Annotated in this window: 14 protein-coding genes, 1 tRNA gene and 1 pseudogene; 14 read left to right on the top strand and 2 right to left on the bottom strand. The window is 68.0% G+C overall.

Going from position 1 to position 17,149, the window contains the following annotated elements; translation table 11 throughout:
* Positions 1–41: 41 nt before the first annotated feature.
* The 12 genes and pseudogenes from hisI (at position 42) to pyk (ending at position 14,457) form a co-directional block, all read left to right on the top strand.
* Complete coding sequence (gene hisI, locus NVV57_12545) at positions 42–398, top strand: phosphoribosyl-AMP cyclohydrolase (protein ID MCR6713450.1); 357 nt, start codon at positions 42–44, stop codon at positions 396–398.
* Positions 395–1,936 (top strand): anthranilate synthase component I, encoded by a 1,542-nt coding sequence (locus NVV57_12540; GenBank protein MCR6713449.1) that lies wholly within the window; start codon positions 395–397, stop codon positions 1,934–1,936. The genes hisI and NVV57_12540 overlap by 4 nt, the downstream gene beginning before the upstream one ends.
* A 42-nt stretch (positions 1,937–1,978) precedes the next feature.
* The gene (locus NVV57_12535) at positions 1,979–2,215 is read left to right on the top strand and encodes a hypothetical protein (protein ID MCR6713448.1); all 237 of its coding nucleotides are present in this window, start codon (positions 1,979–1,981) and stop codon (positions 2,213–2,215) included.
* 46 nt (positions 2,216–2,261) lie between these two features.
* Positions 2,262–2,606, top strand: a complete 345-nt coding sequence (locus tag NVV57_12530) for a hypothetical protein (protein ID MCR6713447.1) — start codon at positions 2,262–2,264, stop codon at positions 2,604–2,606.
* Between the two features lies 1 nt (position 2,607).
* A complete protein-coding gene (locus NVV57_12525; protein MCR6713446.1) occupies positions 2,608–3,033 on the top strand; it encodes a DUF2752 domain-containing protein in 426 nt (141 codons plus the stop codon).
* Between the two features lie 63 nt (positions 3,034–3,096).
* Positions 3,097–3,921 carry an indole-3-glycerol phosphate synthase TrpC gene (gene trpC / locus NVV57_12520; GenBank protein ID MCR6713445.1) on the top strand — a complete coding sequence of 275 codons (825 nt, stop codon included), beginning with the start codon at positions 3,097–3,099 and terminating at the stop codon, positions 3,919–3,921.
* Positions 3,918–5,120 (top strand): tryptophan synthase subunit beta, encoded by a 1,203-nt coding sequence (trpB, locus tag NVV57_12515; protein ID MCR6713444.1) that lies wholly within the window; start codon positions 3,918–3,920, stop codon positions 5,118–5,120. The genes trpC and trpB overlap by 4 nt, the downstream gene beginning before the upstream one ends.
* 5 nt (positions 5,121–5,125) lie before the next feature.
* Positions 5,126–5,917: a tryptophan synthase subunit alpha gene (trpA, locus tag NVV57_12510; GenBank protein ID MCR6713443.1), complete on the top strand. Its 792-nt coding sequence runs from the start codon at positions 5,126–5,128 to the stop codon at positions 5,915–5,917.
* On the top strand, positions 5,914–6,852 hold the full coding sequence (gene lgt, locus NVV57_12505; protein ID MCR6713442.1) for a prolipoprotein diacylglyceryl transferase: 939 nt from the start codon (positions 5,914–5,916) through the stop codon (positions 6,850–6,852). The genes trpA and lgt overlap by 4 nt, the downstream gene beginning before the upstream one ends.
* Before the next feature lie 148 nt (positions 6,853–7,000).
* A pseudogene (gene gltB, locus NVV57_12500) lies at positions 7,001–11,535 on the top strand (glutamate synthase large subunit).
* The gene (locus tag NVV57_12495; protein MCR6713441.1) at positions 11,528–12,997 is read left to right on the top strand and encodes a glutamate synthase subunit beta; all 1,470 of its coding nucleotides are present in this window, start codon (positions 11,528–11,530) and stop codon (positions 12,995–12,997) included. Before gltB ends, NVV57_12495 begins: the two are co-directional and overlap by 8 nt.
* Positions 12,998–13,038: 41 nt before the next feature.
* The gene (pyk, locus tag NVV57_12490) at positions 13,039–14,457 is read left to right on the top strand and encodes a pyruvate kinase (protein MCR6713440.1); all 1,419 of its coding nucleotides are present in this window, start codon (positions 13,039–13,041) and stop codon (positions 14,455–14,457) included.
* 81 nt (positions 14,458–14,538) lie between these two features.
* Here pyk and NVV57_12485 read toward each other — a convergent pair whose 3' ends face one another.
* Positions 14,539–14,955, bottom strand: a complete 417-nt coding sequence (locus NVV57_12485; GenBank protein ID MCR6713439.1) for a DUF1905 domain-containing protein — start codon at positions 14,953–14,955, stop codon at positions 14,539–14,541.
* A 15-nt stretch (positions 14,956–14,970) separates the two neighbouring features.
* Positions 14,971–15,044 (bottom strand) — tRNA-Leu (locus NVV57_12480).
* Positions 15,045–15,065: 21 nt separating this feature from the next.
* Here NVV57_12480 and NVV57_12475 point away from each other — a divergent pair.
* Together NVV57_12475 and NVV57_12470 are read left to right on the top strand one after the other, a co-directional pair.
* Positions 15,066–15,671 carry a response regulator gene (locus tag NVV57_12475; protein ID MCR6713438.1) on the top strand — a complete coding sequence of 202 codons (606 nt, stop codon included), beginning with the start codon at positions 15,066–15,068 and terminating at the stop codon, positions 15,669–15,671.
* Between the two features lie 156 nt (positions 15,672–15,827).
* Positions 15,828–17,096, top strand: a complete 1,269-nt coding sequence (locus tag NVV57_12470; protein MCR6713437.1) for an ABC transporter substrate-binding protein — start codon at positions 15,828–15,830, stop codon at positions 17,094–17,096.
* Positions 17,097–17,149 lie beyond the last annotated feature (53 nt).

Raw genomic sequence — 17,149 nt, 5'->3', positions numbered from 1 at the left:
GGCGTGACGGGCGCCCGCGCGCACGTGGAAAGATAAGCGCCATGCTCGCCAACGACATCGCAGCAAGGCTCAAGCGCACCCCAGACGGCCTCGTCGTCGCCGTGGCGCAGCAGCATGACACGGGCGAGGTGCTGATGGTCGCGTGGATGAACGACGACGCCCTCGCGCAGACCCTCACCACCGGCAGGGCCGTCTACTGGAGCCGTTCGCGCCAGGAACTGTGGCGCAAGGGCGACACGTCGGGCAACGTCCAGCGAGTCGTGTCGGTGAGCCTCGACTGCGACGGTGACGCGCTGCTCATCAAGGTGGACCAGGCGGGGCCCGCGTGCCACACCGGCGCCCGCTCGTGCTTCGACGCCGGGGGAGACCTTGGTGCCGTTTCCGGGGTGCCTGCGTGAGCGCGGTGAAGGTGGAGTGGGGCGAGACCTGGCCCTCGAGAGATGAGTTCGTGGCTCTCGGCGCCAACCGGCGGATGGTCCCTGTGGTCCGCCGCGTGCTCGCGGACTCGCTGACCCCCGTCGCCGTGTACCGAGCGCTCGCAGGCGGCAGGCCGGGGACGTTCATTCTTGAGTCTGCGGAGCCCGATGGCTCTCGCTCGCGCTGGTCGTTCGTTGGGGTCCACTCGCGCGCCACGCTCACCATCGATGGAGACGACGCCAACTGGGCGGGTGAGGTCCCCGTTGGCCTCAGCGACGGCGCTCCGCTCGACGCGATTCGCCGCGTGCTCGCCGAGCTCCAGTCGGAGCCTATTGAGGGCCTCCCGCCGCTTACGGGCGGCATGGTCGGCGTCATCGGGTGGGACATCATCCGCCAGTGGGAGCCCACGCTGCCCAAGAAGGCGCCGAAGGACATCGATGTGCCCGACGCTGTGCTCGCCCTGGCGACCGACGTTGCGGCGATCGACCATCACGACGGCAGCGTGTGGCTCATAGCGAACGCGGTGAACGCGGACGCGCAGGAGACGGGAATCGATGCGGCCTACGACGACGCCGTCCGGCGTGTCGACGCCATGGAGGGCGCGCTCGCAGCCGCCGACGCCGGGGACGTCTCTGTGCTCGCCGAGGGTGCAGAGGCGCCCATTCACCCGCGCAGTGCCGAGGGGGAGTTCGAGGAGGCCGTGCACTTCGCGAAGGGCGCCATTCGCGACGGCGAGGTGTTCCAGATGGTGCCCTCTCAGCGCTTCGACGTGCCGTTCGACGGCGATCCGCTGGACGTGTACAGGGTGGCGCGCACCATCAACCCGAGCCCGTACATGTACTACTTCCAGATCGAGGATCGGGAGGGCCGCGAGTTCGCGATCGTGGGGGCGAGCCCGGAGTCTCTCGTAGCGCTGCAGGCGGGGCAGATGCGCACGTATCCCATTGCCGGCTCACGGCCCCGCGGGGCGACGCCGGAGGAGGACAAGGCGCTCGCCGCGGAGCTCATCGAGGACCCGAAGGAGATCGCCGAGCACATCATGCTCGTCGATCTCGCGCGCAACGACCTCGTGAAGGTGTGCGAGCCCACCTCGGTGGAGGTCACCGAGTTCATGGCGGTGAACCGCTACAGCCACATCATGCACATCTGCTCCACGGTGGTGGGTCGGATCGAGCCGCAGCACACCGCCGTTGACGCGTTCACCGCGACGTTCCCGGCGGGAACCCTCTCCGGGGCCCCCAAGGCCCGCGCGATCGCGCTCATCGACGAGATCGAGCCAGTCAGGCGCGCGTTCTACGGCGGCGCTGCGGGGTACTTCGACTTCGCGGGCAACATGGACTTCGCGATCACCATCCGCACCGCACTCATCCGGGAAGGAGTCGCGCACATACAGTCGGGGGCGGGGATCGTCGCAGACTCCGTGCCCGAGCGCGAGGCGCAGGAAACCCGCGACAAGGCCGCCGCGATGGTTCGAGCCGTGCGCGTCGCCTCCCGTCTCGAGCGCGTCTCGCCACGCTAGAATCTCCGCAGGCAGTCACCGATTTTCGTACAAGGAGCCCCCATGTCAAGCGTCCAACTCGAGCCGCAGGACCTTCCGGACCCGGCCGCGGCAAACCACGGCATGACCGTTGCGGCCTGGGTGCTGAACTCCGGCCTCGTCATCGCGGCGATCGTGATTGGCGTTGGCATGATGCTCGAGCGCGACATCGTGACGTGGATCGGGGTCGCGCTCGCGGTGGTTTCCCTCATCGCGGGCGCCGTTCTTCGCGCGCTCGGTCACGGCCAGCCGCTAAGGTAACCCCACGGCGCCGTCCCGGGCGCCGACTCACGAAGGGGAAATACCTATGTCTGAAGTGACGCCTCCGCCGCCTCCGCCGCCGCCCGCGGTTCCGCCGGTTCCTCCGCCGCCGCCCGGTGCTTACGGGCCACAGGGAAACACGAGCAAGAACAACCTGGGCGTTTGGGCCCTCGTTCTTGGCATCGTCTCGATCCTGTGCTGCGGCATCCTCGCCGGAATCCCGGCGATCATCCTGGGCAACAACTCCAAGAAGGCCGCGGCCGCGGGCCTCGCCACCAACGGCAATCTTGGAAACGTCGGCTTCATCCTCGGCATCATCGGCTCGGTGCTCGGCACCCTCGGTCTGATCTACAACTTCACCTCCGGCGCCTTCTCCTCGCTCGGCGGCTGATGTGACCACGAGCGCGACCGCCGCTCCGCTCCGCACTCGCCTAGCGGGTCCGGTTACGACGGCGGTCGCGCTCGGTGCGGCGACTCTCTACACGTACGTCCGCAATCCTTTCGAATCCGGCGCGTTCCCCGCCTGCCTCCTGTACGCGACCACGGGAATCTACTGCCCTGGCTGCGGCGGCCTTCGAGCCGTCCATCAACTGCTCCACGGCGACATCGTCGGCGCAATCTCGCTCAACGCTCTCGCGATCCTGCTCGTCATTCCCGTCACGCTTGTCGCGCTGACCTGGTGGGCCGGCAACGCCGCGGGACGGAACTGGCAGCCGCCACGGCTACATCCCGCCGTCTACTGGGCACTTGCCGGCCTTGTGCTCGCTTTCTGGGTCCTGCGCAACGTAGGTCCCCTCGCCTCGTACCTCGCCCCGTAGCGGGCCCGACGCCGTGGTCGCCCCGCGGTCTGAGGCCCCTCCGCGCGGCGCTACCATAGGGCCATGGGAGAGGCGGGGACCAGTGTGCTCGACAGCATCGTCGCGGGAGTTCGCGAGGATCTAGTTCGTCGCGAGCAGCTGACGTCGATGGATGCGCTCAAGGAGCGCGCCTCGAGGCTCCCCAGCGCAATCGACGCCCGCCAGATCCTCGCTCGTGACGAGGTCGCGGTCATCGCCGAGGTCAAGCGCGCGAGCCCGTCGAAGGGCGAGCTCGCCGAGATCAGCGACCCCGCGTCACTGGCAACCGAGTACGAGGCTGGGGGAGCGTCGGTCATCTCCGTGCTCACCGAGGAGCGTCGCTTCGACGGGTCCCTCGACGACCTCGATGCGGTGCGTGCGAAGGTCGACATCCCGATCCTGCGCAAGGACTTCATCGTCACGCCGTATCAGGTGTGGGAGGCTCGCGCCCACGGTGCAGACATGGTGCTGCTCATCGTCGCGGCCCTCAAGCAGATGGCCCTCGAGAGCCTCGTCGAGCGCGTTCATTCCCTTGGCATGTGCGCACTCGTGGAGGTTCACGACACCGAAGAGACCCTGAGGGCGGCCGACGCCGGCGCGCGCATCATCGGCGTCAACGCCCGCAACCTCAAGACCCTCGAGGTTGACCGGCACACGTTCGCGCGGGTGGCCCCCACGATCCCCGACGGCATCCTGCGCGTGGCCGAGTCCGGCATCCGCGACAGCCACGACGTGGTCGAGTACGCGCGCATGGGCGCGGATGCGGTGCTCGTTGGCGAGGCGCTCGTCAAGGACGACAATCCGCGCCAAGCCGTTGCCGAGATGGTCGCGGCGGGCGCCCACCCCGCGCTGCGCTCGGTACGCCCGTGACGGGTTCGCTCCAAGCGGCCCCTGGGCCGTTCTTCGGCGACTTCGGCGGGCGATTCGTTCCTGAGGCGCTGGTCGCGGCCCTCGACGAGCTCACAGACGCCTACGACAAGGCGCGCCTAGACCCCGGCTTCCAGGCGGAGCTCGATCGCCTCGCCCGCGATTACACCGGGCGGCCGTCGATCGTCACCGAGGTGCCGCGCTTCGCCCGCGCTGCCGGCGGAGCACGCGTCATCCTCAAGCGTGAGGACTTGAATCACACCGGATCGCACAAGATCAACAACGTGCTGGGCCAGGCGCTGCTGACCAAGCGGATCGGGAAGTCGCGGGTGATCGCGGAGACGGGAGCCGGGCAGCACGGCGTCGCCACCGCCACCGCGGCCGCCCTCATGGATCTCGAGTGCGTGATCTATATGGGCGAGGAGGACACCAAGCGCCAGGCGCTCAACGTGGCCCGCATGCGCCTCCTCGGCGCCGAGGTCATTCCCGTCACCTCCGGCTCACGCACGCTCAAGGACGCGATCAACGAGGCGTTCCGCGATTGGGTCGCGAACGTCGACAGCACCAACTACATCTTCGGCACGGCGGCGGGCCCGCACCCGTTCCCCGCCATGGTTCGCGACTTTCAGCGCGTCATCGGCGCCGAGGCCCGCTCCCAGCTGCTCGCCTTGGGCGGACTGCCCGACGCTGTGGTTGCGTGTGTGGGCGGCGGCTCCAACGCGATTGGAATCTTTGACGCCTTTCTCGATGACCCCGTGCGGCTGATCGGCTGCGAGGCCGCGGGCGACGGCGTGGAGACGGGCCGACACGCGGCGACCATCACCGGCGGGCGCCCAGGGGTGCTGCACGGCTCGCGCTCGTTCATCCTCCAGGACGAGGACGGCCAGATCACCGAGTCGCACTCGATCAGCGCCGGCCTCGACTACCCCGGCGTGGGCCCCGAGCACTCATGGCTCGCGGCGATCGGCCGCGCGGAGTACTGGCCCGTCACGGACGCGGAGGCCATGGACGCGTTCGCGCTGCTGAGCCGCACCGAGGGCATCCTGCCTGCTATCGAGTCCGCGCACGCACTCGCCGGGGCGATCAAGCTGTGTCGCGAGCTGGGGGAGGACGCGACGATCCTCGTGAGCCTCTCCGGGCGCGGGGACAAGGACGTGGAGCAGGCCGCACGGTGGTTCGGGCTGCTGGAGGCGGACGCGTGAAGAGCATGATTGCGGCGATCGACGCCGCCAAGGCGGAGGGGCGCGCGGCGCTCATCGGATATCTCCCCGTGGGATACCCGAGCCTCGACGGCTCTTGCAGAGCGATCGCGGCGATGGTCGAGGCGGGAGTCGACGGCGTCGAGGTTGGCCTGCCGTACTCAGATCCGAGCATGGACGGTCCCACGGTCCAGGAGGCGGCCGAGGCCGCGCTGCAGCGAGGAGTGCGCGTTCGGGACGTCTTCGCCGGCGTGCGCGCGGCCGTCGATGCGGGAGCACCCGCCGTGGTGATGTCCTACTTCAACCCGCTGCTGCAATACGGTCTCGAGCGCTTCGCCGCCGACCTGGCGGCAGCAGGCGGGGCGGGCGTGATCCTGCCCGATCTCACCCCCGACAACGCCGACGAGTGGCTTGCCGCCGCGCGGCGGCACGGGATCGAGACCACGTTCCTGGTTGCCCCAAGCTCCACGCAGGAGCGCATTCACTTCACGGTCGCCGCCACCACCGGCTTCCTCTACGCCACGGCGGTCATGGGCGTGACGGGGGAGCGGGCCACGATCGGCACGGCGGCCGAGCGCCTCGTGCGCGACTCGCGCGCGGCAGGTGCCTCGCACGTGTGCGTGGGGATCGGCGTGACCACAGGGGAGCACGCGTCGCAAGTTGGCGCCTATGCCGACGGCGTCATCGTCGGCTCCGCGCTTGTTCGCACCCTTCTCGACAACCCCGATGAGGCCGCGGCCCTGGACGCCCTCCGGGCCAAGGTCGCGGAGCTCGCCCAAGGCGTGAGGAGCGCACGGTGACCCACACGTATATCCCGGCCCCGCCGTCGGGCTGGAGCACCTTCACTTTTGGTCCCCTGACCATCCACATGTACGCGCTGTGCATCCTCGCGGGCATCTTCTTCGCCATCTGGTACACCACCCGACGCTGGGTTGAGCGGGGCGGTCAGAAGGAGGTTGTGGGCTCGGTTGCGTTCTGGGCCGTGCCGTTCGGCATCATCGGCGGGCGGATCTATCACCTCATCACGTCGCCAGACCAGTACTTCGGTGCGGGCGGCAGGCCGCTCGACGCGTTCAAGATCTGGAACGGCGGGCTCGGGATCTGGGGCGCGGTAGCGCTTGGCGCTCTCGGTGCCTACATTGGCTGCCGCCGCCAAGGCGTGAGCTTCGTGACCTTCATGGACGCCGCAGCGCCCGCCGTGCTCGTGGCCCAGGCGATTGGCCGGCTCGGGAACTACTTCAACCAGGAGCTGTTCGGGCGTCCCACGCACCTCCCGTGGGGACTGTACGTCGACCCGGCCTTCCGTCCTGAGGGCTTCGGCGCGTATCACACGTTCCACCCCACGTTCCTGTACGAGCTCATCTGGAACCTCGCTGGGGCCGCGCTCATCGTCTACCTCGACAGGCGCTTCGATCTGCGCGGCGGGCGCGTGTTCTGGCTCTACGTGGTGGTGTACACGTCCGGTCGCCTCTGGATCGAGATGGTGCGCATCGATGACGCTCACTACTTCTGGGGAATTCGCCTCAACGTGTTTGTGTCTATCGTCGCGCTCGTTGCGTCGACTATTGTGTTCTTCTGGCTGGGGACACGGCAGCGGCGGCTGTCCGTGCACGTGCCGCGCAACGAACTCGCGGCGGTCCCTGCCAATGGAGGCGATCCCTCTTCAGCAGACGCAGGCGGTGATCCCGCCGAGCCCAGCGCCGATGCCCCCGCAGGGGCCGGCGACGACGGGTAAGTTCACCGACGTTCGCGTGGAACCAGCGGAGATTCTTGTCCGCCACCCCTACGCGGTACGCTGTGTACCCGTGTGAACGACGGGTCGACGGCGCCCCGAAACCTCAAGGAGCCGTTGGCGCACGCCCGCGGCGAAGAAGGACGGTGTAATGGCCGCGGAGCTTCGCGATCACCTGCATGCAGGTGGGCTGTACGACCCCGCGTACGAGCATGACTCGTGCGGCGTGGCGTTCGTTGCCACCTTGCGCGGGTCCGCGGGGCGCGACATCGTCGAGGCCGGACTCACTGCACTCAAGAATCTCGAGCACCGCGGCGCTGTTGGCGCAGAGACGGAGACCGGCGACGGCGCCGGAATCCTCACCCAGATTCCCGACGCTTTCCTGCGCGCCGTCGTGGACTTCGACCTGCCCCTGTGGGCACCTATGCGGTCGGCATCGCGTTCCTGGAGCCGAGCCGTGCGGACGAGCAGGTGGCCGGGTTCGAGTCCGCTGCTGCCTCCGAGGGAGTGAGTGTCCTCGGTTGGCGTGACGTTCCGGTCGACCCCGAATCGCTCGGTCCCTCCGCGCGCGCCGCGATGCCCGTGTTCCGCCAGGTATTCGTGGCCGCGGGCGGCGCTGCCGGGATCGACCTCGATCGCCGCGTGTACCGGGTGCGGAAGCGCTCGGAGAACGCGGGCGGCCCGTTCTTCGCCTCGCTGTCGGCGAGGACGATCAGCTACAAGGGCATGCTCACGACCTACCAGCTCGAGCAGGTCTTCCTCGACCTTCAGGACGAGCGCTTCGCCTCGGAGCTCGCTCTGGTCCACTCGCGCTTCTCGACCAACACCTTCCCGTCGTGGCCACTCGCGCAGCCGCTGCGCCTCATCGCCCACAACGGCGAGATCAACACGGTCCGCGGCAACCGGAACTGGATGGAGGCCCGCGAGGGCACGCTCCGTTCGGAGCTGCTCGGCAACCTCGCCGAGCTCATGCCGGTGTGCACCCCTTCGGCCTCTGACACCGCGTCGTTCGACGAGGTGCTTGAGCTGCTCCATCTCGGTGGACGCTCGCTTCCGCACGCGATCCTCATGATGATCCCTGAGGCGTGGCAGAAGAACGACGAGATGGACCCCGCGCGCAAGGCGTTCTACGAGTACCACGGCTCGCTCATGGAGCCATGGGACGGTCCGGCGTCGCTGACGTTCACCGACGGCACCGTGATCGGCTCCGTGCTTGACCGCAACGGGCTTCGTCCCGGTCGCTTCTGGGTGACCGCGGACGGCCTCGTGGTGCTCAGCTCCGAGGCCGGGGTGCTCGACATCGACCCCGCCACCGTGGTGCGCAAGGGCCGACTGCAGCCCGGCCGCATGCTGCTCGTCGACACGGCGGCCGGCCGCATCATCGAGGACGAGGAGATCAAGACCCGCTTGGCCTCGGAACAGCCTTACGGGCAGTGGGTGTCCGAGTACACGGTTCGCCTCGCCGAGCTTCCCGAGCGTGAGCACATCGTGCACTCGATGCACTCCGTGAACCGCCGTCAGCGCACCTTTGGATACACCGAGGAGGAGCTCAAGGTTCTCCTCGCGCCGATGGCCAAGACCGGAACCGAGCCGCTCGGCGCGATGGGCTCTGACACGCCCGTCGCCGTGCTGTCCGGGCGCCCGAGGCTGCTCTTCGACTACTTCGCGCAGATGTTCGCGCAGGTGACGAACCCGCCGCTCGACGCGATCCGCGAGGAGCTCGTGACGTCGATCTCCGGCGCGATCGGGCCCGAGCCGAACCTGCTCGAATCCGACCCCACCCACGCGCGCAAGCTCGTGCTCGACTTCCCGGTGATCGACAACGACGAGCTCGCCAAGATCATCCACGTCGACGCCGACCCGCGTCTCAAGGGGATCTTCTCCGCGCGCACCATCAAGGGCCGCTATCGCGTCCACGAGGGCGGCGCCGGCCTTGAGCGTCGGCTCACCGAGATCTTCCGCGAGGTGGACGACGCGATCGACGAGGGCGTGAGCTTCCTCGTGCTCTCCGACCGCGACTCCGACCAGGAGCACGCGCCCATCCCGTCGCTGCTCCTGCTGAGCTCCGTGCACCACCACCTTGTGCGGAACCACTCGCGCACCAAGGTGTCGCTCGTAGTTGAGGCCGGAGACGTGCGCGAGGTGCACCACATCTCGCTGCTCATCGGCTACGGCGCCGCCGCCGTGAACCCTTACCTCGCCATGGAGACGGTGGAGGAGCTCGCCAAGACCGGGTACCTGGGTGACATCACCGCGCAGAAGGCAGTGAAGAACCTCATCAAGGCGCTCGGCAAGGGCATGCTCAAGGTGATGTCGAAGATGGGCATCTCCACGATCGCGTCGTATCGCGGAGCCCAGGTGTTCGAGGCGATCGGCCTGAGCCGCGCCATGGTGGACAAGCACTTCGCCGGCACGCCAAGCCAGATCGACGGGATCGGCCTCGACGTCATCGCCGAAGAGGTGGCCAGGCGGCACCGGGACGCCTATCCGCTGAGCGGAGAGCGGCCCCCGCACCAGCGCCTCGCGACCGGTGGCGAGTATCAGTGGCGACGCGACGGCGAAGTGCACCTGTTCAACCCGGAGACGGTGTTCAAGCTCCAGCACGCGACGCGCACCAGGCAGTTTGAGGTGTTCAAGGAGTACACGGACCTCATCGACGACCAGTCGCGCACCCTGATGACGCTTCGCGGGCTGCTCGAGTTCAACTCCGAACGCCGACCCATCCCGATCGAGGATGTGGAGCACATCCGCGACATCGTCAAGCGCTTCTCCACTGGGGCGATGTCCTACGGCTCCATCTCTCAAGAGGCCCACGAGACCCTCGCGATCGCGATGAACCGCCTTGGCGGGAAGTCCAACACCGGTGAGGGTGGCGAGTCCCCGGAGCGCCTGCACGACCCCGAGCGCCGCAGCGCGATCAAGCAGGTCGCGTCCGGCCGGTTCGGCGTCACGAGCGAATACCTCGTCAACGCGGAGGACCTGCAGATCAAGCTCGCGCAGGGCGCCAAGCCGGGCGAGGGCGGCCAGCTGCCGGGCACCAAGGTGTATCCGTGGGTAGCGGCCACGCGCCATTCCACGCCTGGCGTCGGCCTGATCTCGCCTCCGCCGCACCACGACATCTATTCGATCGAGGACCTCAAGCAACTCATCCACGATCTCAAGAACGCGAACCCAGAGGCGCGCATCCACACCAAGCTCGTCAGCGAGGTCGGGATCGGCACCATTGCCGCGGGCGTCGCCAAGTGCAAGTCCGACGTCGTGCTCATCTCCGGCCACGACGGCGGCACGGGCGCCTCGCCCCTCAACTCGCTCAAGCACGCGGGCGCGCCATGGGAGATCGGCCTGGCCGACACCCAGCAGACGCTCGTCGCCAACGGGCTGCGTGACCGCGTGGTGGTGCAGGTCGACGGCCAGCTGAAGACGGGTCGCGACGTCGTCATCGCGGCCCTGCTCGGCGCCGAGGAGTTCGGCTTCGCCACCGCCCCGCTCGTCGTGAGCGGTTGCGTGATGATGCGCGTGTGTCACCTCGACACGTGCCCGGTCGGCGTGGCCACCCAGAACCCCGAGCTGCGCGCGCGCTTCAGCGGCAAGCCCGAGTTCGTCGAGACCTTCTTCCTGTTCATCGCGCAGCAGGTGCGTGAGCTGCTCGCGCAGCTGGGCTTCCACTCGATCGAGGAGGCCGTCGGCCACGTCGAGGTGCTCCGCACCCGCAAGGCCGTGCAGCACTGGAAGGCGCAGGGCCTGGACCTGGCGCCCGTGCTCGCGGTGCCGGCTGCGGGCTCGGCGCTCAAGAACTCGACGCAGCAGGACCACGGCCTCGATGCCGCTCTCGACAACGAGCTCATCAGGCAAGCGCAGGTTGCGCTCGAGACCGGCGAGCCCGTCGTCATCGAGACCACCGTGCGCAACGTCAACCGCACGGTGGGCACCATGCTCGGCTATGAGGTCACGCGCCGCTACCAGGGCGTCGGGCTGCCCGACGACACCATCAGCGTGAACCTGACCGGCACCGCGGGACAGTCCTTCGGCGCGTTCCTGCCCAAGGGCGTCACGCTGCGAATCTTCGGCGACGTCAACGACTATGCGGGCAAGGGCCTCAGCGGCGGTCGCGTGATCGTTCGCCCCGACCGCGCCGCGATGCTCGACGACTCCCAGGACGTGATCGCGGGCAACGTCATCGCCTACGGCGCCACGAGCGGCGAACTCTTCATGCGCGGACAGGTGGGCGAGCGGTTCTGCGTGCGCAACTCGGGCGCCACCGCGGTGGTCGAAGGCGTTGGGGACCACGCCCTCGAGTACATGACGGGCGGCACGGCGGTGATTCTGGGCCGCACGGGCCGCAACCTCGGCGCGGGCATGTCCGGTGGCACCGCCTATGTGCTTGACCTTCGCGCGTCCCGCGTCAACGCCGAAGCGATCGCGGCCGGCGAGCTCACACTCGGCGCGCTCGACGCCGAAGACCAGACGATCGTGCGCACGCTCATCGAGAAGCACTTCGCCGAAACCGGCTCCCCAACGGCACGTGACCTGCTCGCGGACTGGCCGGCAGCGTCGGCCCGATTCACGCGAGTGCTGCCAGCGCAGTACGCGCGCGTTCGCGACGCCCTCGTCGACCTCGAGGAGACGGGTGGCGACCTGACCGCCCCAGGTGCCTGGGCCGAGTTCCTGGAGGTGACCGGTGGCTGATCCCCGCGGATTCCTCACCACTCGCGAGCGCGAGCTGCCCGCGAGCCGCCCCGTGCCGGTGCGGCTCATGGACTGGCACGACGTCAAGGACCACCTGTCGAAGGACGAGACGGTCCTCAAGCGCCAGGCTGGTCGCTGCATGGACTGTGGCGTCCCCTTCTGTCACCAAGGCTGCCCGCTCGGCAACCTCATCCCCGAGTGGAACGACCTCACGTGGCGCGACCAGTGGGGCGACGCTATCGACCGCCTCCACGCCACGAACAACTTCCCGGAGTTCACGGGCCGCATCTGCCCCGCGCCGTGTGAGACCGCGTGCGTGCTCGGCATCAACCAGCCTGCCGTCACGATCAAGAACGTCGAGGTGTCGATCATTGACAAGGCGTTCGAGAAGGGCCTGGTAACTCCCAAGATCGCTCAGCGCCACACGGGAAAGACCATCGCCGTCGTGGGATCGGGGCCCGCGGGCCTCGCGGCCGCGCAGCAGCTCACGCGCGCCGGGCACACCGTTGCCGTGTACGAGCGCTCCGACAAGGTCGGTGGCCTCCTTCGCTACGGCGTGCCCGCCTTCAAGATGGAGAAGCACCACATCGACCGCCGCGTGCGGCAGATGGAGCAGGAGGGCACGGTCTTCCGCACGGGAGTGGACATCGGTCGCGACATCCCGTGGGATCACCTGCGCGCGAGGTACGACGCCGTGCTCGTCGCCACCGGCGCCTCGGTGCCGCGCGACCTTCCGATCCCCGGGCGCTACATGAAGGGCATCCACTTCGCGATGCCTTACCTCACCCAGGGCAACCACGAGGCGGAGGGCACCCCGGTGCCCAACCAGATCAGCGCCGAGGGCAAGCACGTCATCATCATCGGCGGTGGAGACACCGGTTCCGACTGCCTCGGCACCGCGCTGCGACAGGGTGCGCTGTCCGTCACGACCCTCGCGATCGGCGTTCAGCCACCGCTCGAGCGTGACTCGAAGAACCAGCCTTGGCCCACGCATCCGCTCCTGTTCGAGGTGTCGAGTTCACACGAGGAGGGCGGCGAGCGCCAGTTCCTCGCCTCGACCGTCGAGTTCGTCGGCAACGAGGACCACCACGTGACCGCGCTGCGCGTTGCGACCACGGAGGTCATGCCGAATGGCATGCGCGGCCCCGCGCCGGGCACGGAACGGGAGATTCCCGCTGACCTCGTGCTGCTGTCGATGGGCTTCACCGGTCCGGAGGCCGATCTCATCTCGCAGCAGCTGGGCGTGGTCGTGAACGAGCGCCAGGCGTTCTCTCGCGACGCGCGCTTCGCTACCCCCCAGGACGGCGTGTTCGTCGCGGGCGACGCCGGCCGCGGCCAGTCGCTCGTCGTGTGGGCGATCGCCGAAGGCAGGGCTGCTGCAGCCGCGATCGACGAGTACCTCACCGGAGGCACCGAGCTTCCCGCCCCTATCACCGCGCGAACGGTCGCCCTGCGCGCTTAAGTCCTACACCCCTCTGCCAGACAACGACTAAGTTGGAGAACATGCGTAACGCGAAGATCGTCTGCACCATCGGGCCTGCAACGGCCTCCCTCGAGAACATGCGAAAGCTCGTCGCCGCCGGCATGGACGTGGCCCGCATCAACCGCAGCCACGGCAGCGCCGCGGAGCACGAGGCGGTGTACGCCAACGTGCGCCAGGCCGCGGAGGAGGCCGGCCGCAACGTGGCGGTGCTCGTGGACCTGCAGGGGCCCAAGATCCGCCTCGAGCGCTTCGAGAACGGTCCCCACGAGCTCGCGATCGACGACGTGTTCACGATCACCACTCGCGACGTCGTCGGCACCAAGGACATCTGCGGGACCACGTTCAAGGGCCTTCCGGGTGACTGCAAGGTCGGTGACTCGCTGCTCATCGACGACGGCAAGGTGCGCCTCGAGGTCACGGCCGTGACGGAGACCGATGTGGTCACCAGGGTCGTCGTGCCCGGCCCCGTCTCCAACAACAAGGGAATCAACCTCCCTGGTGTTGCCGTGTCCGTTCCCGCCCTGTCCGACAAGGACGAGGAGGACCTGCGCTGGGGCCTCGGCATCGGCGCGGACTTCATCGCGCTGTCGTTCGTGCGCTCTGCGGCCGACTACGAGGACGTGGCAAGGATCATGGCCGAGGAGGGGCGCGTCGTGCCCGTCATCGCCAAGGTCGAGAAGCCTCAGGCCGTCGACAACCTTGAAGAGATCGTCGATGCCTTCGACGGCGTGATGGTGGCCCGCGGCGACCTCGGCGTCGAGCTGCCACTGGAGGACGTGCCGCTCGTCCAGAAGCGCGCAATCGAGCTGTGCCGCGCGAACGCGAAGCCGGTCATCGTCGCCACCCAGGTCCTCGAGTCGATGACGCACTCCCCCGTGCCGACCCGGGCGGAGACCTCCGACTGCGCCAATGCCATCCTCGATGGCACTGACGCGGTCATGCTGTCCGGAGAGACGAGCGTTGGCGAGTACCCGTTCATCACGGTCGAGACGATGGCCCGCATCATCAAGAACACCGAGGAGAAGGGCTTCACGCGCATCGCGAAGTACCTCACCACGCCCAAGACGCGAGGCGGTGCCATCACGCACGCCGCCGCCGACGTGGCCAACGTGCTCGACGTGAAGTACATCGTGACCTTCACGCAGTCCGGCGACTCCGCGCTGCGCATGTCGCGCCTGCGCCCGGAGACCCCCATGATCGCCTTCACGCCGGACCCGCACACGCAGAAGCGCCTCGCCCTGTCGTGGGGCGTCGACGCCGAACTCGTCGATCACGTGGACTCCACCGACGACATGGTCAACCTCGTCGATACGTTCCTCAAGGACTCTGGCCGCGCCGTCGAGGGCGACTACGTCGTCGTCGTGTCCGGCACTCCCGTCGGCGTTCCGGGAACCACCAACTCGATCTTCGTGCACAAGGTGGGCCAGGTTCGCGGCTAGTTTTCGCACACAAGCCAGGGGAGCGTCGGGCATGCCCGACGCTCCCTCCGCTTTGTCCCGCAGCGTCGCCTGCCAGCGTCTTCAGCAGGGCGGCGACGCGCCGCTCCCGTGTTGCCTCGCCTTTTGCCTGAGAGATGACGCGTGCCGCCTGCCGGCGCTGAGAGTCCGTGAGGCGATCGAATGCGGCACGGGCCGCGGGATCGGCGCCAAGGGCGGTGGCGAGCTCCGGGGCTCCTCGACGACGATGGGGGAGTCGTCAACCTCGATGCGGACGGTCACGACCTCGCCAACGGTGAGGCCGGCCGCGGCGCGATTCGCGTTGCTCAGGCCGATGAGATTCCGCCCGCGCATGATCGCTATGCGGGTTGACCATGAGTGGTCGTTGACGGTGACCCGCACCCGCGGCCGAGCGCCGGCACCCAGGCCGGCCACGGCGTCGGACGGAACCTCGAGCCCACGCATCTTCTCGTTGGGCTCCACCTCTGCGCGGAACTCCATCGGTACTCCAATCGGTGCCCCGAGTGGGATTCGAACCCACACTGGAACGGGTTTGAGCCGTTTGCCTCTGCCGGTTGGGCTATCGGGGCGCGCCTATTAGGCTAGCGGGTGTGACCGAGACCCCAGAAACCGTGACCCCCAAGCGTCGCCGCGCCGTTGTTGCCGAGGACGAGGCGCTCATCCGGATGGACATTGTCGAGACGCTCCGCGAGGGCGGCTACGAGGTCGTGGGGGAGGCGGCGAACGGCGAAGAGGCGGTCGCGGCGGCCAAGGAGCACAAGCCAGACGTCGTCGTCATGGACATCAAGATGCCCGTCATGGACGGCATCACCGCGGCGGAGCTGATCGCGAAGGATCGCCTGGCGCCGGTGGTACTGCTGACCGCGTTCTCGCAGACGGAGCTCGTTGAGCGCGCTCGCGACGCGGGCGCGATGGCCTACGTCGTGAAGCCCTTCACGCCTGGAGACCTGATTCCCGCCGTGGAGATCGCGGCGTCGCGATTCTCCGAGATCCGGGCGCTCGAGCTCGAGATCGCGGACATCAACGAGCGCATGGAGACCCGCAAGAAGGTCGAGCGCGCCAAGGGCATCCTGATGGAGAAGATGACCCTCAACGAGCCGGAGTCCTTCCGCTGGATTCAGAAGACCTCGATGGACCGTCGCCTTACGATGCGCGAGGTCGCCGAGGCCGTTATCGAGCAAATGGGCGGCAAGTAGCCCCATCGCCCCTGGTTCGGCGTGGCTTAGGTAAAGAAATCGTGACTATGCCGACGCACTAGCGAAACTTTGGCGCGCTAGCGTTTCCTATAACGCGCAGGGGAGGGTCTCCTGGGCTATCGGCTGGCGCTTCGGCGTCGGCATGGAGGAAACAACATGGCACGTTGGAACACCATCGCGCGCGGGTCGGCTCTTGCCGCCGTAGCAGCGCTGGCCCTTGCCGCTTGCTCCACGAGCGACGAGCCGAGTGGCAACACTGGCGCTCCCGCTCCTGGTGGAGACGGATCGGCCCTCACTATCGGCTCGCTGCTTCCCCAAACGGGCAGCCTCGCCTTCCTCGGCCCGCCCGAGATCGCGGGCGTTGACCTGGCGATCAAGGACATCAACGAGGCTGGCGGCGTGAACGGTCAGGACGTCAAGGTCATTCACACCGACTCGTCCGACGCTGACAACCCCACGGTGGCGAGCACCTCCGTTGACAAGCTCATCAGCGATGGCGTTGGCGGCATCGTCGGTGCGGCGTCCTCGACGGTTTCGCTCAACGTGGTCGACACCATCGCGGCCGCGTCGATCGTGCAGATCTCGCCCGCGAACACGTCCACGAAGCTGTCCGGCTACTCGCCGTTCTACTTCCGCGTGGCACCGCCGGACACGATCCAGGGTGACGTCATGGGCAAGCTCCTGCTCGCCGATGGCAAGAAGAACATCGCTGTCCTCGTGTTCAACGACGACTACGGCACCTCGCTTCGTGACGTGATCCAGGCCACCACCGAGGCCGGTGGCGCCACGATCACCTACGGCAAGTCGGGCCAGGAGTTCGACCCCAAGGAGACGGACTTCGACTCGATCGTGTCCAACGCCCTTGCGACGAACCCCGACGCTCTCGTGATCATCGCGTTCGACCAGACCAAGGGCATCGTCCCCAAGCTGGTTGAGGCGGGCTACCCGGCGGCCAACATCTACATGGTCGACGGCAACACGGCCGACTACTCGAAGGACTTCGACCCCGGCGTCCTCGAGGGTGCCCAGGGCACGATTCCTGGCGCGTTCCCCGCTCAGGACTTCCAGGACCGCCTCAACTCGGTGGCCCCGTCGCCCCTGACGTCGTTCGCGTACGGCCCTGAGTCCTACGACTCGACGATCCTGCTCGCTCTCGCCGCCCAGAAGGCCGGCAAGACCGACGGCGCGTCGATCCAGGCCAACATGGCCGCCGTCTCCGGTGCCACCGGTGGTGAGGAGTGCGCCTCCTACGCCGACTGCCTGGCACTGCTCCAGGACGGCAAGGAGATCGCCTACAAGACGGTCGCAGGGTCTGGTCCGTTCAACGCAGACAACGACCCCTCGAGCGCCTTCATCGGCATCTACAAGTTCGACGCGAACAACGTTCCCGTCTGGCAGTCCGCTCAGGAGGGCGAGGTCAAGTAGCCTCCCCGACGCCAGCGAAGCTGACACGATGAAGGCCCCCGGAGCAATCCGGG

The sequence above is a fragment of the Demequina sp. genome, from assembly GCA_024707205.1.
GTDB lineage: Bacteria > Actinomycetota > Actinomycetes > Actinomycetales > Demequinaceae > Demequina.
The sequence above is the reverse complement of the archived record's forward strand: the minus strand, read 5'-3'. Positions and strand labels throughout refer to the sequence as shown.